13 protein-coding genes are annotated in these 16,711 nt (G+C 73.1%); 4 read left to right on the plus strand and 9 right to left on the minus strand.

Annotated elements, in window-relative coordinates; all coding sequences use genetic code 11:
• Positions 1-630 precede the first annotated feature (630 nt).
• Positions 631-1,071, minus strand: a complete 441-nt coding sequence (locus ACIQVZ_RS38905; protein ID WP_402456863.1) for a winged helix-turn-helix transcriptional regulator — start codon at positions 1,069-1,071, stop codon at positions 631-633.
• 145 nt (positions 1,072-1,216) lie between these two features.
• Here ACIQVZ_RS38905 and ACIQVZ_RS38910 point away from each other — a divergent pair, with 145 nt between their 5' ends.
• The 3 genes from ACIQVZ_RS38910 to ACIQVZ_RS38920 all read left to right on the plus strand — a co-directional run bounded on the left by ACIQVZ_RS38910 (position 1,217) and on the right by ACIQVZ_RS38920 (position 4,236).
• Positions 1,217-2,701 (plus strand): MFS transporter, encoded by a 1,485-nt coding sequence (locus tag ACIQVZ_RS38910; protein ID WP_402456865.1) that lies wholly within the window; start codon positions 1,217-1,219, stop codon positions 2,699-2,701.
• Positions 2,702-2,807: 106 nt separating this feature from the next.
• A complete protein-coding gene (locus ACIQVZ_RS38915) occupies positions 2,808-3,905 on the plus strand; it encodes a Gfo/Idh/MocA family protein (RefSeq protein ID WP_402456867.1) in 1,098 nt (365 codons plus the stop codon).
• Positions 3,906-3,957: 52 nt separating this feature from the next.
• Positions 3,958-4,236 (plus strand): hypothetical protein, encoded by a 279-nt coding sequence (locus tag ACIQVZ_RS38920; protein ID WP_350886967.1) that lies wholly within the window; start codon positions 3,958-3,960, stop codon positions 4,234-4,236.
• Between the two features lie 499 nt (positions 4,237-4,735).
• Here ACIQVZ_RS38920 and ACIQVZ_RS38925 read toward each other — a convergent pair whose 3' ends face one another.
• The 8 genes from ACIQVZ_RS38925 to ACIQVZ_RS38960 form a co-directional block, all read right to left on the minus strand.
• On the minus strand, positions 4,736-6,139 hold the full coding sequence (locus tag ACIQVZ_RS38925) for a serine/threonine-protein kinase (RefSeq protein WP_402456869.1): 1,404 nt from the start codon (positions 6,137-6,139) through the stop codon (positions 4,736-4,738).
• Between the two features lie 12 nt (positions 6,140-6,151).
• The gene (locus ACIQVZ_RS38930; RefSeq protein ID WP_402456871.1) at positions 6,152-6,967 is read right to left on the minus strand and encodes a serine/threonine protein kinase; all 816 of its coding nucleotides are present in this window, start codon (positions 6,965-6,967) and stop codon (positions 6,152-6,154) included.
• Between the two features lie 181 nt (positions 6,968-7,148).
• Complete coding sequence (locus tag ACIQVZ_RS38935; protein WP_402456873.1) at positions 7,149-9,212, minus strand: glycosyl hydrolase family 32; 2,064 nt, start codon at positions 9,210-9,212, stop codon at positions 7,149-7,151.
• A gap of 29 nt (positions 9,213-9,241) precedes the next feature.
• Positions 9,242-10,657, minus strand: coding sequence for a hypothetical protein (locus tag ACIQVZ_RS38940; RefSeq protein WP_402456880.1), 1,416 nt, complete (start codon positions 10,655-10,657; stop codon positions 9,242-9,244).
• 80 nt (positions 10,658-10,737) lie between these two features.
• Complete coding sequence (locus tag ACIQVZ_RS38945) at positions 10,738-12,291, minus strand: peptidoglycan DD-metalloendopeptidase family protein (RefSeq protein ID WP_402456874.1); 1,554 nt, start codon at positions 12,289-12,291, stop codon at positions 10,738-10,740.
• Positions 12,292-12,302: 11 nt separating this feature from the next.
• A complete protein-coding gene (locus ACIQVZ_RS38950; protein WP_402456876.1) occupies positions 12,303-13,286 on the minus strand; it encodes an alpha/beta hydrolase in 984 nt (327 codons plus the stop codon).
• Between the two features lie 489 nt (positions 13,287-13,775).
• Positions 13,776-14,231, minus strand: a complete 456-nt coding sequence (locus ACIQVZ_RS38955; protein ID WP_402456877.1) for a phosphotransferase — start codon at positions 14,229-14,231, stop codon at positions 13,776-13,778.
• Positions 14,232-14,532: 301 nt separating this feature from the next.
• Positions 14,533-15,897 (minus strand): hypothetical protein, encoded by a 1,365-nt coding sequence (locus ACIQVZ_RS38960; protein WP_402456879.1) that lies wholly within the window; start codon positions 15,895-15,897, stop codon positions 14,533-14,535.
• 555 nt (positions 15,898-16,452) lie between these two features.
• Here ACIQVZ_RS38960 and ACIQVZ_RS38965 point away from each other — a divergent pair.
• Positions 16,453-16,614: a hypothetical protein gene (locus ACIQVZ_RS38965; RefSeq protein ID WP_402456883.1), complete on the plus strand. Its 162-nt coding sequence runs from the start codon at positions 16,453-16,455 to the stop codon at positions 16,612-16,614.
• Positions 16,615-16,711: the final 97 nt, after the last annotated feature.

Raw genomic sequence — 16,711 nt, forward strand, 5'->3', positions numbered from 1 at the left:
CCGGTGCGATCCGGCCGGACGGCTGCGTCGGGGGCGTGAGCGGGTGCCCGGAGCCGGCAGCCTGCGGCGACGGTCGCTGCGGGACCTGCCACGAGATCCGGATGCGCCACCACGCGCAGCTGGATCTTTACGCCCCCGCCCGCGCGGCCCAGGAAGGGCCCCGGGTGCCCTTCTGGACCTTGCCCGGCCGCCGGGGGAGGCCGGGCGAAGCTCGACGACTACGCGGTGGGCGCCTGGATGCGCCGCCGGCGCAAGGCTGAGAGCCTCACCGAGGACCAGACCGCCAGGCTCGACGCGCTGGACGAGCTGTGGCGACTGGAGCCGGACTGGAACCGCTCCTACCGCCGCCTGCTCGCCTACCTCGCCGCCGGCGGCACCCTCGACGGCCCCGCCAACCGGACCGGCGGCGAGGCCGACCCGGCGTCCCGGCCCGGCGGGTGGCTGCGTAAGCAGGCCGCGGCCCGCACCGAGGGAAAGCTGACCGGCCGGCAGACCGCGCTCCTGGACGCGCTCCACCGGCACGTCGAGACCGTCGCCGGCCGAGTCGCGTGCCGCTGTGGCAGGGACGATCCCGTGGCTGTCCGGTCCGGGGCCGGACGGGTGCGTTGCCCCGAGCCCGCGGACCTGCTCTCAGGCCACCGGGGCGGGGGTTGCCACCGGCTCGCCCTGCGCGTTCCCGTAGGCGGCGCGGGCCTGGTCGATCCGGTGCCGGTGGCGTTCGGCCCAGCCGGTGAGCGCGAGCAGCGACTCGTACAGCTCTCGCGCCATCGGGGTGGCGGTGTACTCGACTCTGGGCGGAACGGTCGGGTAGACGGTGCGGGTCAGCAGGCCGTCCCGTTCCAGGTTGCGCAGGGTGAGGGTGAGCATCCGGCGGCTGATGCCCTTGACCTGGCGCTCCAGTTCGGTGAAGCGTGCCGGGCCCTGGGTGGTGACGAGCAGGATGCCGATGCTCCACTTCCCGCTCACCCGCCCGAGCACCTCCAGTACCGAGCAGGCAGCCTCCGCCGCCGGGGACTCGCACTGCTCCGGGCCGCTGACCTGGGACGTCACACCGGTGTTCCCCTGTGACATGAAAGTGCCTCCTTCCGCTTCCGGTCATGGTTCCAGAACATGATCCCTGTAACAAGACGTGCACCAAGCCGGCCGCCACGGACGACATCCGCCCGCCCGGGCCGTCTTCGGCGCCTCGTCCCGAACCACACGGAAGAGACCCGTCATGAGCCTCGACAGAACCTCTGCTGACAGCAGGTCGGCCCGCCCGCGCGCCCTGGCTCTCGCCATCCTCTGCGCGATGCAGCTGATGATCGTCCTCGACGGCACGGTCGTCACCGTCGCACTGCCCCGAATCCAGGGCGACCTCGGCTTCTCCCAGGGCGCTCTGTCCTGGGTGGTGAACTCCTACCTCATCCCCTTCGCCGGACTGCTGCTCCTGGCCGGGCGCCTGGGCGACCTCATCGGCGGCAAGCGGGTCTTCCTGACCGGCCTGGCCACCTTCACCGCCGCCTCCCTGCTGTGCGGGACCGCCACCGGCCAGGAACTGCTGCTGGCCGGCCGCTTCCTGCAGGGCGTCGGCGCGGCGCTCGCCTCCGCCGTGGTGCTCGGCATGATCGTGGCGCTCTACCCGGAGCCCGGCGGGCAGGCCAAGGCCATGGGCGTGTACAGCTTCGTGTCGGCCGGCGGCGCTTCGGTCGGCCTGATCGCCGGTGGGGTCATCAGCCAAACCCTCGGCTGGCACTGGGTGTTCCTGATCAACCTGCCCCTCGGCGCGCTGGCACTGGCGGCCGGTATACGCACGCTGGCCGCGCACGGCGGCGGCCCGGGACTGCGCGAGGGAGCGGACGCCTTGGGCGCGCTGCTGGTCACCACCGGCCTGTCGCTGGGAGTCTTCACCATCTCGCAGGCCTCCCAAGACACCTTCACCCCCGGTGGACTCGCCCTCTGCGGCGCGGTCTCAGTGGTGCTGCTGGCCGCGTTCGTCCTGCGGCAGGCCAGGGCCGCCCGCCCGCTGCTCGCGCTGCGGATCTTCCGCAGCAGGGAGATCACCGGTGCCAATCTCGCGGTCGTCCTGGTCTTCGCCGCCGGCTTCGGGTTCCAGTTCCTCAACGCCCTCTACCTCCAGCGGGTGCTGGGCTTCGACTCGATGCTCACCGGTCTCGCGTTCCTGCCCGCGCCCGTGGTCATCGGCACCCTGTCACTGCTGTTCACGGCACGGCTCACCGCGCGCTTCGGTACCAGGCGGGTGTTGCTGACCGGCCTGCTGTTCCTCGGCGCCGGACTGCTGCTGCTCGGCCGGGCCCCGGTCGGCGGCGACTACTGGGTCGACGTCGCGCCCACCCTCGTCATACAGGGCTTCGGCATGGGCCTGGCCGTCCCATCGGTCATCATGCGGGCGATGTCCGGTACCGCGCCCGAGGACGCCGGCCTGGCGTCGGGCCTGAACAACACCGCGCAGCAGGCGGGCGCGGCGGTCGGTCTCGCGGTCCTGGCGACGGTGGCCACCTCCCACAGCGCCACACTGGCCGCCCGGGGCGTCCCGCGGGTCCAGGCCCTGCGGGACGGCTACAGCCTGGCCTTCCTGTGCGCCGCCGGCTTCGTCTTCCTCGCCTGGGCGATCGCCTTCCTCGTCCTGCGGGACGGACCTGGGCCGCAGGAGGCCGACCACCCGGAGCAGCCGGCCCCGCGGAGCATCCCGGCCCTGTAGCGGCAACGCCCGGGCGGGCGCCGCGACGCGGTGCGACATCGGGGGAACACCGGCCCGCCGGCCGGGCGGACAGCCGGAACGGACACGAACGAGAGGTGTGTACATCATGACGGACCGGATCCGAGTGGGAATCATCGGCGCCCACGCCGAGCGGGGCTGGGCCCGCGGGGTACACCTGCCGGCGCTCGCGGGACTCGACGACTACGAGATCACCGCGATCGCCGCAACGAGCGAAGCGTCGGCCCGGGCCGCGGCCCGGGCGTGGGGAGCCCGGCACGCCCTCACCGACCCCGAGGAGCTGATGGCCCACCCCGAAGTCGACCTGGTCACCATCGCCGTCCAACTCCCGCGCCGCGACGGCCTGGTGTCCGCGGCCGTCGCGGCGGGCAAGCACGTCTACAGCGAGTGGCCGCTGGCCGGCTCCGCCGAGCAGGCGGACCTGTTCCGGGCACAGGCGCAGGCCGCAGGAGTACGGCACGCGGTGGGACTGCAGAGCCGGCACCATCCGGCGGTGCGGCACCTGCGCGACCTGATCGCGGACGGGATCGTCGGGGAGGTGCTTTCCACCTCGCTGACGTACTCCCTCTCCACACCGGAGACCTGGTCCGAGCGGTACGCCGCACTGTTCGACGCCACCAAGGGCGTCAACCACCTGGCGGTCGTGGGCGGGCACTCCCTGGACATGTACCGCTTCGTCGTCGGCGGCTTCGCCGAGGTCTCGGCGACCCTGACCACCCGGATCCGCCGGATCACAATGGAGGAGAGCGGCCGGCAGATCGAGGTGAGCTCGCCGGACCAGATCGCGGTAGCCGGGCTGCTCCGCTCCGGTGCCGCCGCTTCGGCGCACCTCATGACGGGCGGCCCGCACGGTGACGGCTTCCGCATCGAGGTGCACGGGCGCGCCGGCCGCCTGGTCCTGCGTTCCCTGGACGACTCGCTGGTCGGCCCCGAGTTCGTGCTCACCCACGCCGCAGGCGGCGGCGACGCGGTCACGGTGGAGGTGCCCGGGCCGCACCGGCCGGGGACCGCCGACGAGCCTGTCGCGGTGCGCAACGTACGCCGGGTGTACGCCGATCTGGCGCAGGCGATCCGCACCGGCGGCCCGTCGGAACCCGACTTCGGCACCGCCCTGCGCACGCACCGCCTGCTGGACGCGATCAGGACGTCCGCCGAAACCGGCCGGCGGCAGACCCTGGAGGACTGACCGGCACGGCGCACCGGCGCGCCGCCTTGCCGACACCGACGAGCGCGGCCGAGTGCGGATCGCCGTGATCGACTTCGAGACCAGCCGCTACGAGTCCGCCGAACGGGACTTCCTCCGGATCGACCAGCGCACCCTTCGCGCCCGGTCCGACCTCGCCACCGCCTTCTACAACGGGTACGGTCGGCAACCGACCGAGAACGAGTGGAGCCTCATGCGATGGTGCGGGATCGGCGACGCCGCAGCCATCGCCGTCTTTGCCGCCGCTGCTGGCCACGCCGAGTTCTCCTATGAGGGCCACGCGGCACTTCGCGCCGCCATGGCCGCTACGTAGTCCTTCGCAGCGCGGCGCCGTGCATGCCGACCAGGCCGTCGAACCCGCCGCCGGAGTAGCACGCGATGCCGAAATCAGCGCAAATTTTCGCAAGTCGAGGGAGCATCCCGGCCGTTTCTGACCACAGCTCAAGCCGGACGGGCTGGCCGGCCTGGAGGTCGACGCGATAGTCGTCGACCGCTGCCTCCACGGCTGTGAAGAAGTCCCCGGGGCTGGAGAACGAAGGTGGGGCTTCAACGGCGATCCGGGTGTCGTCGCGGATCGCGGTCCCACGAGACGCGGCCGGAGCGGCGGGCCAGGCCCCGACGTCGGCGGGGACCCCTGTGCCGCCGCCCGCGCGTACGGCGGACCGCTCCTCGCCTCGCTCGTCGAGCTGTGTCAGTGTGCGGCCGGAGCCTCGGGCAGGCGGTCACCCGCCCCCTGACCTTGCCGGGAGCACCCCGACCGGGCCCGCGACGCGGGTGGTGGCCCGCCCGGCGGTGCTCACGGGCAGCGGTGCTCACGGGCAGCGGAGTAGGGCGGGGCGGTCCCTGGTGCGGACGGCGGGGAGCCAGGCGGTGGTGGGGCCCGGCAGGCGGATGCGGTACCAGAGGGTGGAGGTGAGGTCCTCCTCGTTGATGACGGGGAGGCCGGTGGGGAGTTGGCAGTCGACGTCGAGGGTGTCGTCGTGCCAGACCCGCACGGGGACGACGTTGTCGGCGGTGTAGGGGCGCAGGGGGTCGACGGCGAGGCCGAGGCTGCACTGGGGGTCGCGGTCGGTGCGGTCCTGGCAGCCGCGTTCGGCGTTGAAGACCCGGACGTGGGCGGGCTGCCCGGACGGCCCCGGGTGCGGCCACAGGGCGGTGACGGTGGCGGCGACCGTGGCGCAGGAGGCCAGGGCCAGCAGGGCGGTGCGCGGGCGGGGGCGCGGGTACCGGCGGCGGAGGCGGAGAGGACGGAGCGTACGGCGCGGGCGCTGACCGGGGCGGTCGGAGCTGTCGGGGCGGTCGGCGTGGTGGGCGCGGATGCGGGCGAGCAGGCTCTCCGCGGTGTGCGGGGCGCGGGCGGCGTGGGTGGGGGCGAGGCAGTCGGCGGCCAGGGCGCGCCAGAACGGGGGGACGGCGGCGGCCAGCCGAAGGGCGGCGCGGCCTTCCGCGTACTGCTGGGCGGCGGCGCAGCGGGCGGTGGGGGTGGTGCCGGGGAAGGGCCGGCCGCCGGCCGCGAAGACCTCGTGGATCACGATGCCGAGGGCCCAGATGTCGGCGCTGGTACGGACCTTGACGCCGTGTTCGCCGAGGGGTTCCTGCCAGCGTTCGGGTGGGAGGTAGTCGGGGGTGCCCATCGGGGCGCCGTGGCCGTGGGTGCCGGTGAGTTCGACGGCGAGGCCGAAGTCGGAGAGACGGACCTCGCCGTCCGTGCCGATGAGGACGTTCTCCGGCTTGAGGTCGGTGTGGACCCAGCCGGAGCGGTGCAGGTGGGCCAGGCCCTCGCAGATGCCGGTGACGATCCGGGTGCCCTCGGTCTCGTCGACGCCGGTGGTGAGCAGGTCGCGCAGGGTGCCCCGGGCGCGTTCCATGACCAGGACGGTCGCGCCGTCGAGCGAGGGCTGGTCGGGGGCGGTCAGGACGAGGGCGTCGAGCAGCCGGACCAGCCGGGGGTGTGGGGCGGTGCGGGCCAACTCGGCTTCGCGCCGGGCGGCTTCGGCGATCTGACGGGCCTGGCGGGGGGCGAGTCCGGCGGTGGGCAGAACTTTGAGGGCGACGGTGTCGTCCGCGTCGTCGTTCCCGGGGTCGGTTCGGTGGGCGGCGTAGACCGTCGCCCAGGCGCCCTCGCCGATCGGCCCGGTGACGGTCCACTCGCCGACCCGGTGGCCGGCCGGGAGGAGTTCCTCGCTGTCCTCGGGGAAGGGCGGACCCTGCAGCATCGCCGGCCCTCCCTACCGTCCGGACCGGCCGGGGCCGAGCCCGGTGCCGGCTCCGGGTCCAGGGTTGAGTCCCGGTCCGGCGCCGAGTCCGGGGCCGGGCAGGAGCGCGAGGTGCTCCTCGCGGACGATGCCGAACTTCAGGGCGAGCCCCACGACGGCCTCGCGCTTGCCGCCGCGGCGGTCGGCGCGGTCGCCGTCGGGCAGCTCGATGCGGAGCTTCTCGTCGGCGAGGTAGTCGAGGTGTGAGCTGACCGCGCGGGCGGTGAGCCGGGTGCAGGCGGGGTGGCCGTGCAGCCGTGCGACCACCTGGGGGGTGGTGGGCACGGCGGCGGGGGAGTGGTCGCGCAGCCACGGTTCGCAGAGTGCGACCAGGACCAGGAAGTAGGTGGCGGTCTCGTCCAGGGAGTACGCCGTCATGGTGCGGCTCTCCCGGGAGCCGCCGCGGGTGTCCGGGTCCAGGTAGACGTGGTCGGGTGCGAACACCTGGAAGGACAGCGGGGTCTCCCGGCGGGAGGGCAGCACCACGCGGGAGAACTCGAAGGGGATCGGCGCGCCGATCCGCCGTGGCGGCACCCGCAGGTACTCGCCGGCGCCCTCCGGGTTCTCCACCAGGTAGGCGTGGGTGTTGCTGAGGTTGCTCAACTGCCAGTGGTCGTCGGTCGCGTGGATCTCGCCGGCCAGCCGGGAGACCGACTCGTCACCGAGGCACAGATCCACCGGGGTGTGGGCGGAGCCGCGGCCGAAGCGCGCGCTCTCTCCCGGGCCGAGCCGTAGGGTCACCGGGGCGTCGCCGTTGCCCTCCGGCAGGTGGACGACGATCCCGCTCACCGCTGCCCCGTCCCGCGCACCGTTCCTCCGTCCCCGCGCACCGTTCCTCCGTCCGCGTCCTGCTCCCCCGTTTCGCGCGCCGGCTCTCGCCGGACGGACGAACGGTACCTCTTCGCGTACGACAATAAACCGGAGCCGCAGGCTACTTGACAAGGTGGCAGCGGAGTGCACGGATGTTCGGTCAGGGCATCGGCGCCCCCGGACGCAGTGCTGCCACCGGGCGCGGCGCCGCCACCGGACGGTCGCCGAAGGCGGCCCACGGTCGCCAGCCGCCGGAGGGGCGGTCCTGGACGCGGGTGCGCAGCCGGCCGTCCTCGGTCACCGCGAAGACGTGCAGCCGTCCGGTGGAGTCGGCCGCGGCCGAGGGCGTGCCGGCGAGCGGCAGGCCGGGCTCGCCGAAGTCCTCGCCGGACACGTCCGCCGGTGCCCAGGTGCCGGCGGGGGCGGACTGCCAGCGGTGGGCCAGTCGTTCGCCGCCGGGGGAGAGGGTGAGGGCCTCCAGTCGGCCGTCCGCGCCGGCGATCGTCAGCGGCGCGGCGGTGGACCAGCCGAGCAGCGGCTGCCAGGCGTCCCAGCCGCCGTTGGGCACCGACTGGCGGCGGTGGAAGGCGGCCGTGCCGGAGGGGGCGATCGCGGTGACGTTCAGCCGTCCGGTGCCGTCGCGGGACACCCGTGGGGCGGCGCCGGCGGGTGTTCCGAAGTGTTCCCAGGCGGACCAGGCGCCGCCGGCCGAGGTCTGCCAGCGGTGCAGCAGCGCCGTGCCGCCGGGTGCGAGGACGAAGACCTCCAGCCGGCCGTCGGCGTTGGCGGCGACGACGGGTGGCGCGCCCACCGGGCCGCTGAAGTCCGGGTCCCAGTCGTCCCAGGTGGTCGAGCCGGGCGAGGTCTGGCGGCGGCGGGCGATCAGGGTGCCGTCGGGGGCGGGTGCGAAGACCTCCAGGCGGCCGTCGGCGTTGCGGGCGACGGCGGGGGCGGCGCCGGCCGGGCCGCCGAAGACCTCCCAGTCCGTCCAGCTGCCGTCCGTCCGCTGGATGCGGTGGTGCAGGTTGGCGCCGTCGGGGGCGAGCGAGAACACCTCCAGTCGGCCGTCGGTGTTGCGGCCCAGTGCGGGTACCGCGCCGGCGGGCGTTCCGAACACCTCCCAGTCCGACCAGGTGTCGGTGTCCGGGTCGGTCTGGACCCGGCGCAGCATCGAGCGGTCGGCCGCGTCGAGGGCGAGCACGTTCAGCCGGCCCCGGACGTCCGGGGCGGCGACCGGGTTGTCCGGGCTCTGCCAGGGCGGCGGGGTGGACCGCCAGTCCAGCGGGGCGAGGTACAGGCCGCGGCGGAACCAGCCGGCGGCGCTCGCCCACCACTGCTGCCCGTCGGTGACCACCTCCACGGCGTGGCCGGGCACATGGCCGGCGCGGCCGTCGAGGGAGAAGCGGAACGGGTCGCGCGAGGCGAGGACGTCGGTGCCCTCGTAGCCGTTGCGCGGTCCGAGGAACAGGTGGTACCAGCCGTCCCGGGCCACCACGAAGGGCGACTCGGTGACCGAGACGCCGTCCGCGGCGGTGGCCGCGTCGGCGAAGGCCACGCCGCCGTCGCGCCAGGTCAGCAGGTCGGTGGAGCGCCGGTAGCAGACCTGGTGGTGCCCGCCGGGGGCGGAGAGCTCGGTGTAGTACATCACCCACTCGGCGCCGATCCGCAGGACCATCGGATCGCGGGCGGCGGTCCCGCGGAACAACGGCCCGGACGGCAGCCTGGTCCAGGTGGACAGGTCGGCGGAGGTCGAGGTCGCGGCGTTGATCGCCGCCCCGGTGCGCCCGCCCGCCGCGTAGAACATCCAGTGGACGCCGCCCGACTCGACGACGTGCGGGGCCCACAGGTGCTCCTCGCCGAAGTACGAGGGGTCGACGGTCAGCGCGTCCGGGCGACTGCTCCACGGCCCGGCGGGGGAGGGCGCGGAGGCGTGGGCGAGCGAGACCTCGGCGGCGCTGTCGGGCGCCTGTCCGGGCGGTGCGCTGTCGCCGACGATGCTGAACAGGTGCCAGCGGTCGCCGGCCCGGACCAGGGTGTGGTCGTTGAGGTAGCGGCGGCGGGTGGTGGAGGGGTCGTAGACGTGGGTGAACGGGCCGGCGCCGACCCACGGGTGGGGCCCGGTGGCGTCGGCGGATGCCGCTGGGGCGGTACGGCCCGCGAGCGGGAGCACGAGTGCTCCCGCTCCGGCCGCCCGCAGGAGGCCGCGCCTGCTGATCGGGTGCATCGCTGTGCTCCAGGGGGTTGCCGGTGTGGTCAGCCGACGGCGGGTCCGTGGGTGGTGTTCACGACGGCGGGTCCGTGGGTGGTGTTCAGCCAGGCCCAGTCGGACCAGGTGGAGAAGCCGGTCTGCCACTTGTGGTGGACGCCGTCGGTGTTGCTACCGAAGACCTCGATCCGGCCGTCGGCGTTGTTCGCCGAGCCGATCTCGGTGCCGCCGGTGCCGAAGGTGTCCCACCGGCCGTACGGGGCGTTCAGGCCGGTCTGCCAGATGTGCTGCGCCGTACTCCCGTTGATGGCGAACACCTCCACCCGGCCGTCCGGCGAACGCCCACTGGTGAGCCGGGCGTCGGCGGGACCGCCGGTGGCCTCCCAGCCGGACCAACTGGTCGGATTGGTCTGGTACTTGTGGTAGACGCCGGCGGATCCGGAGGCGAAGACCTCGAGCCGGCCGTCCTGGTTGTGGCTGACGGTGAGGTCGTGCCCGCCCGTACCGAAGTCCTCCCAGGCGGACCAGCCGCCGCTGACGGCGGTCTGCCACTGGTGCTGGAAGGTGGTGCCGTTGAGGGCGAAGACCTCCAGCCGGCCGTCGGGGGCCTTGCCGAGTTCGATCTCGCTGTCGGCGGGGCCTCCGCCGGTGGCCTCCCAGCCGGACCAGCCGCTGCTGGGTGCCGTCTGGTACTTGTGGAAGACGGCGCTGGGGCCGGAGGCGAGGACTTCGAGGCGGCCGTCCTGGTTGGCGCCGACCGCGATGTCGTGGCCGCCGGTGCCGAAGTCCTCCCAGCCGGACCAGGCACCGGAGGGCTGGAGCTGGTAGCGGTGCTGGAAGGTGGAGCCGTTGATCGCGAACACCTCCAGCCGGCCGTCCGCGTTCGGACCGATGGCGAGCTCGGCACCGGCGGGGCCGCCGAGGTCCTCCCACTCCGACCACCCGCCGTTGATCGCCGTCTGCCAGGCGTGCGAGATGCCGTTCCGGCCGGCGGCGAACACCTCCAGACGCCCGTCCGCGGACCGGGCCGACACCACCCGGCCGGACTCCGCCGGGTACTCCAGCGGCGCGGGACCGGGCTCGTGGTGACCGAGCCGGTCCACGGCGGCCCGCGCCTCGTCCATGTGCCGCAGGTGCGCGCCCGCGCTGTACGTCGACCACTGGTGCCAGTCGAGACCGCCGTTGGAGATCTTGAAGGCCGCGTCGGCGTTGCACTGGGCGTCGTAGGCGCACGCGTCGGAGACCTCGCTGTGCCAGTGGTCGTTGATCTCCCACAGGCCGCGGTCGGTGGAGGTGTTCGGGGTGTTGCCCTGGGTGTTGGACGCCAGCGGGTTGCAGCTGGACTCCGCGAGGCCGACGGCGATCGCGGTCACCAGGGCCTCGCCCCGGAAGCCCGCCCGGTAGCCGACCTCGGCGCACAGGTCGCTGCCGGTGGCGGCCGGCGCGGGGGAGGCGCCGACCATCAGGCCCGCCGCCACACCCAGGGCGGCGGTGGAGGACAGCAGGACTCGGTGGGGCGCCCGGCGGGCGCGTTGCGGGCCGGTCACGGGGTGGCTCCTCGACTGGCGGCGGGTCCGTGGGTGGTGTTCAGCCAGGCCCAGTCGGACCAGGTGGAGAAGCCGGTCTGCCACTTGTGGTGGACGCCGTCGGTGTTGCTGCCGAAGACCTCGATCCGGCCGTCGGCGTTGTTCGCCGAGCCGATCTCGGTGCCGCCGGTGCCGAAGGTGTCCCACTGGCCGTACGGGGCGTTCAGGCCGGTCTGCCAGATGTGCTGCGCGGTGCTGCCGTTGATGGCGAACACCTCGACCCGGCCGTCCGCGGTCTGCTGGCTGGTGAGCCGGGCGTCGGCGGGGCCGCCGGTGGCCTCCCAGCCGGACCAACTGGTGGGGTTGGTCTGGTACTTGTGGTAGACGCCGGCGGATCCGGAGGCGAAGACCTCGATCCGGCCGTCCTGGTTGTGGCTGACGGTGAGGTCGTGCCCGCCCGTACCGAAGTCCTCCCAGGCGGACCAGCCGCCGCTGACGGCGGTCTGCCACTGGTGCTGGAAGGTGGTGCCGTTGAGGGCGAAGACCTCCAGCCGGCCGTCGGTGGCCTTGCCGAGTTCGATCTCGCTGTCGGCGGGGCCTCCGCCGGTGGCCTCCCAGCCGGACCAGCCGCTGTTGGGTGCGGTCTGGTAGCGGTGGAAGACGGCGCTGGGGCCGGAGGCGAGGACTTCGAGGCGGCCGTCCTGGTTGGCGCCGACCGCGATGTCGTGGCCGCCGGTGCCGAAGTCCTCCCAGCCGGACCAGGCACCGGAGGGCTGGAGCTGGTAGCGGTGCTGGAAGGTGGAGCCGTTGATGGCGAACGCCTCCAGCCGGCCGTCGGCGTTGGGGCCGATGGCGAGCTCGGCGCCGGCGGGGCCGCCGAGGTCCTCCCACTCCGACCAGGCGCCGTTGACTGCGGTCTGCCAGGCGTGCGAGATGCCGTTCCGGCCGGCGGCGAACACCTCCAGACGCCCGTCCGCGGACCGGGCCGACACCACCCGGCCGGACTCCGCCGGATACACCAGCGGCGCGGGGCGGGGGCCGCTTCCGGGCACACAGGGCACGATGACGCCGCGCTCCGCGAGGTACGGCTCCGGGTCGGTGCGCACGGAGGCGTTCGAGTCGGCCCAGACCCGCAGGTGCAGGTGCGGGCCCGTGGAGTTGCCCTCGCTGCCCATCAGCGCGATCTGCTGGCCGGCCGTCACGCCGTCGCCCTCGAAGACGTCCCGGCGCTGCATGTGCCCGTACTCGGTGATCGTCCCGTCCGGGTGCAGGATGCGGATCCACTGGCCGTAGCCGGGCTCCGTGCCGGAGAGGATGACCCTGCCGTCGCCGGCCGCGTAGATCGGGGTGCCGTAGTCGTTGGCGATGTCGATGCCGTTGTGCTCCGCGGTGTAGTGCTGGGAGATCTGACCGCGGGCCGGGCAGGCCGCCGCGAAACCGGCGGCCCGGGCCGCCGGTTTCGCGGCGGGGGTGGCCACGGCGGGGGTGGCCTGGGCCGGTCCGGCCGGCACGGTGACCGGCAGCAGCAGGGCGACCGCGGCCAGGGCCAGCCGCGAGGTGCGGGAGACCATCGGAGCGCCCCTCACGCCTTGCGGAGGCGGCCGATGATGCCGTCGATGTCACGCAGCATCATGTCGGGGCGGACGAAGTGGCCACCCGGCTCCTCGTGGGCCTCGTAGGGGATGCCGGCGCCGTCGAGCAGGGCGCGGAACTCCCGTTGGCCGGCCAGCACCGCGGTCTCGTTGAAGGTGTCGAAGGGGTTGGTCGGGTCGGGGCTGGTCCCGGCGACCAGGAAGATCCGCTTGTTGCGGTAGCTCTCCAGGCGCTCGACCGGGTTGTCGGCGGTCACCCTGGCCTGGTCCCACAGCGGCGCGCCGTAGATGGTGCCGCCGCCCAGGTCCTTCACGGCGGAGGAGACGTTGGCCCAGTGCACGACCGCGCCGTTGTCGCGCCGCAGGCTGGCCGGGCCGGAGTGGGCGCTGACCGAGGCGAAGTGGCCCCAGTACTTGGCCGCGTACTTCAGGGCGCCGAAGCCGCCCATGGAGAAGCCGGAGACGGCGCGGCCCTCCGGCTCGGCGAAGGTGCGGAAGTTGGCGTCGACCCAGGGGATCAGCTGGTTGATATGGAAGGACTCCCAGTTGCGGGGGCCGACGTTGGTGCTGACCGGGTTCGAGTACCAGCCGGCCTGCCCTCCGTCGGGCATCACGACGATCAGCGGCTTGCCGATGGTCCAGTCGCGGACGCCCCGGTGGTCGAACTCGATGAAGTCCTGGAGGCCGCCGTGCAGCAGGTAGAGGACCGGGTAGGTACGGCCGCTGGTGTGGTAGTCGTCGGGGAGCAGCACGTTGACGGCCGGGTCCCAGCCGATCTCGGCGGTGTGGAAGCGGTAGTACCACATCCGGGCGTCGCCCTCGTTGCGGTCGGTGATGTGCAGGCCGAAGCCGTCGTCGGCGGCGCGGGCGGCCGAGGCCGTCGCGAGGACGCTCGCGCCGCCCAGCGCCAGCGCGGCGCCGAACCCTCCGGCGGACTTGAGGATGCTCCTGCGGGTGGGGTGGTTCGCGGTCACCGTGACCTCCAGAGGGGCGCGTGCCGGCGGCCCGTCCGGCCCGCCGGATGTCCGACGGTTCGGACGGTAGCCAGCCGGGGGCCGGGCGCGGAACCCGGAACCATACGGACTGACAGCGGCGGGGCGGGGGGCGGAGACTGATGCGTTTGCGGCGGTGGGTGGTGACGGTGTTCGGTGGCGGCGACGGGGTGGCGGACTGGGTGAGGTGGCGTCTTCCCAAGCCGTCACTTCTCAGTGGGCGTTCAGGGATGTTCAGTGGTGATGTGCCGCTATTGAGGCCAACAACTTTTGGCGCGATTCGCCCCTACGACCCCTCAGCGTGGATCAGTGAGGATCACCGAGAGCACGCGTCGCGCGTCACGGGCGTCAGCGCCGTCCTTGCCCAGGCTGTTGGCGCATGAGACGAGCGTCTTCCACAGTGCCCAGCCGCGTCCGCGCGCCCAAGTCGCATCGTCGACGCCCAGCCGCTTCCGGAACGAGTCGCGGCCGTCAGCCGAGAGCAAGGTCCACGCGATCGCGAGGTCGCAAGCGGGGTCCCCCCACTCCACACCTACCGAAGTCGATGACGGCGGCGAGCTGTCCGTCCTCAAGGAGCAGGTTTCCCTTGGCGAGGTCGCCGTGGAACCAGACGTCGGTCCCGTCCCACTGCGCTTCGAGCGCCTGGGTCCACAACTCGTGTGCCGGCGCGACGTCGATGTGGCCGCGTAGCCCGTCCAGCGCACCGAGCGCCTGCGCCTCGTAGGTCCGCAGCGTCGCTCCACGGAACCAGTTGTGCTTGCCGGGCCGCGGCCCTTCCGAGGCGTCGATGCTCTGCAACGCGGCGACGAAGTCGGCCAGGCTCTCGGCGAAGCGGATCGGATCGACGACTGACTCGAACGTTGCGGGCGTGCCGTCGATCCGCCCGTAGACCGACCACGCGAACGGGTAGGTCGCATCAGGACCCACCCTTCGCCAGCGGCACCGGGATCGGCAGCGGGAGAGCGGGTGCCAGCCCGCGCGACCGTAGCCCTGACGTTTGATCAGCCTTCGGCATGTCGCACGGTGGGTCAGAGCTGCTTAAAAGCGGCCTCGGTGGTGGCGGCCAGGACGAAGGCGTCGACGTCGGTCTCGACGGGAGGGAGTTCGCTGCGCCACCGCCCCACTTGATGGGCGGGTTGTCGCATCCGGTGCCACCGGTCAGTGGCGCATGCCTGACAGCGGGGCCGTCCATGAGGACGGCCCCGCTGTCAGACGCAGGTTGGTTGGTCTACCAGTGCTCGTGGCGGTCGCAGCGCATGTCGTACTCGTCGTGTTCGTCGTGCTTGTGGCGCTTGATCGTGGTGGGGTCGCTGGCGGTGTGGCTGGCGGTGTCGCCGCCGCCGATGGCGGTGGCGGTGTTCGTCACCTGGTCGCGGGCGCTGCAGGAGACGTCGACCTTCAGAGTGATGGGCGGGTAGCTGCTCCCGGCGGCAAGGGCGTCGTTACGGGTGCAGGTGAGGTTGTTCAGGGTGCAGTTCCATCCCGGGCCACTGATGCTGTCGGCTCTGAGCCCGTCGGGAAGGGTGTCGTACACGGTAACCGTCGTGCCGTCGGTCGGGGCGGCCCCGGCGGCGTTGCCGACGGTGATGGTGTAGGTACCGTCCCGCCCCTGGGTGAAGTGCCTGGCGTGGGTCTTGGTGATGGTCAGGGACGGGGTGACCACCGTGTAGGAGATGATCACCTGACCGTTCTTGTTCGCCGTCCCGATCGTCGAGGCCGCATAGGCCGTCCCGGTGCCCGTCGCAGTGGCGAAGCTGCTGCCTCCGCCACCACCGCCACCACCCGCGCGGCCGAGACCGCTGCTGCCGGGGGTGGCGGAGCCGCCTCCGCCGCCGGCGAAGTATCCTCCGCCTCCGCCTCCTCCGGCCCCGGCGGCTACGCAGTTGCCGCCGGTGTTGTTGCCGCCGGCGCCGCCGGTGCCGACCGTGGTGCCGGTGAAGCCGCTTCCTGGGTCACCTTCGGCCGGCGTGCAGCCTCCAGTGGGGGTGGCCGGCGCGCCGCCGGCGCCGACGGTGCTGGTGCTGGTGCTGCCGCCTTGCCCGCCGGATCCCGGCGAACCACCGCTGTCGGATGCTCCGGTGGTGCCGGCGGTGGCGTCTGGTGTGCCGCCGTTGCCCCCGTTTCCCCCCGCGACTGTGCCGGCGAAGGGGGCGCCGCCGTCGGCACCGCCGCCGCCGGCGACGACGAGGAGGGCGGTGCCGGTGCTGACGCTGGACGCCCCCCCTCCTCCGGAACCTCTCCGGAACTGGCCCGTGGGGTTGCTTGAGGTGCCGCCCGGGGCGCCGCCGTTGTAGCCGCCGGCGCCGGTTCCGTTGCAGCCGGCGGTGCCGGTGCCGCCGACGTTGATGGTGTAGGTCGTCGGGGCGCTGGTTGTCGGCAGTGTGGTGACGACGTGTGCCCCCGTCCCTCCGGCCCCGGTGAAGCCGCAGGCGGTGCCGGTGTTGTCGGCGCCGCCGGCGCCGTCCGCGGTGATCGTGACCACCGCCCCCGCCGGGACCGTCAAGGTCTGCGAAGTGCCGGTGAAGGTGAAGGTCTGCGACGGATCAGCCCGCTGCGCCCGCAGCGGCGCGGCCCCCGCCGGCGTGGCGGCCACTGGCGGAGCCGTGGCCGCCAGTAGTGCGATACCGGACAGCAGCGCACTGCCCACCGATACCACCCCCGCACCACGCTCCCCGAACCGTCCACCCGAGCCGACCGAATCGGACGCAACGGCGGTACGGGCCGGGGTCGTCCCACCGGCCAGGGTCCTGTTGAACACGGCCGCGGGCCACTGACGGCTGACCCGGTACCACGGCAGATCGCCTTGTCCACGAGTGCGAGCACTCATCCGCAGGTTCACCTCTCCTCACAGCGAAGCGCCCTGCGCCCCTCACGCTACAAGGCGAGGGCATGACAGGACGCCTGACAGAAAATCATGACAAAACAGCATTAAATGTCCTGATCCGATCGCTTCGAGGTAGCGAGGGGAAGGGAGACCACGTGTGTCGCAGCGTGCCGCGCGGGTCCGTACGGTCTTCGACCCTGTCCCGTAATCGGTGGTGACCAGGGGTGACTGGCATCGTCGGCATGGTGTGTGAGATGTCAACGAGCTTGTGAGCGTGGTGTTTTCAGGATTGCCGGTGCCGGTGGTCGAAGGCGTGACGGGTGAGTGTGGCGTAATCCGGGTGACCGCGCGGACCCGGTCGGAAAACGGCCAGGGCTACGCACGCCCCGCACCGCGACCCTGACTGCGGCCAAGGACCTCTACGGCGCCACCAGCGCCGAGTACGCCACGGTCGCCACCCCCTGGACCGCCGCCACCGTCGCCTGAGCCGCCGGCCCCCGCCCGACGGCCGCCCGCGCCTACCCCGGTTCGACCAGCCCGCACTCGTACGCGAAGATCACCGCCTGTACCCGGTCCCGCAGAT

It is taken from the genome of Kitasatospora sp. NPDC098663 (assembly GCF_044760075.1).
Lineage (GTDB): Bacteria > Actinomycetota > Actinomycetes > Streptomycetales > Streptomycetaceae > Kitasatospora.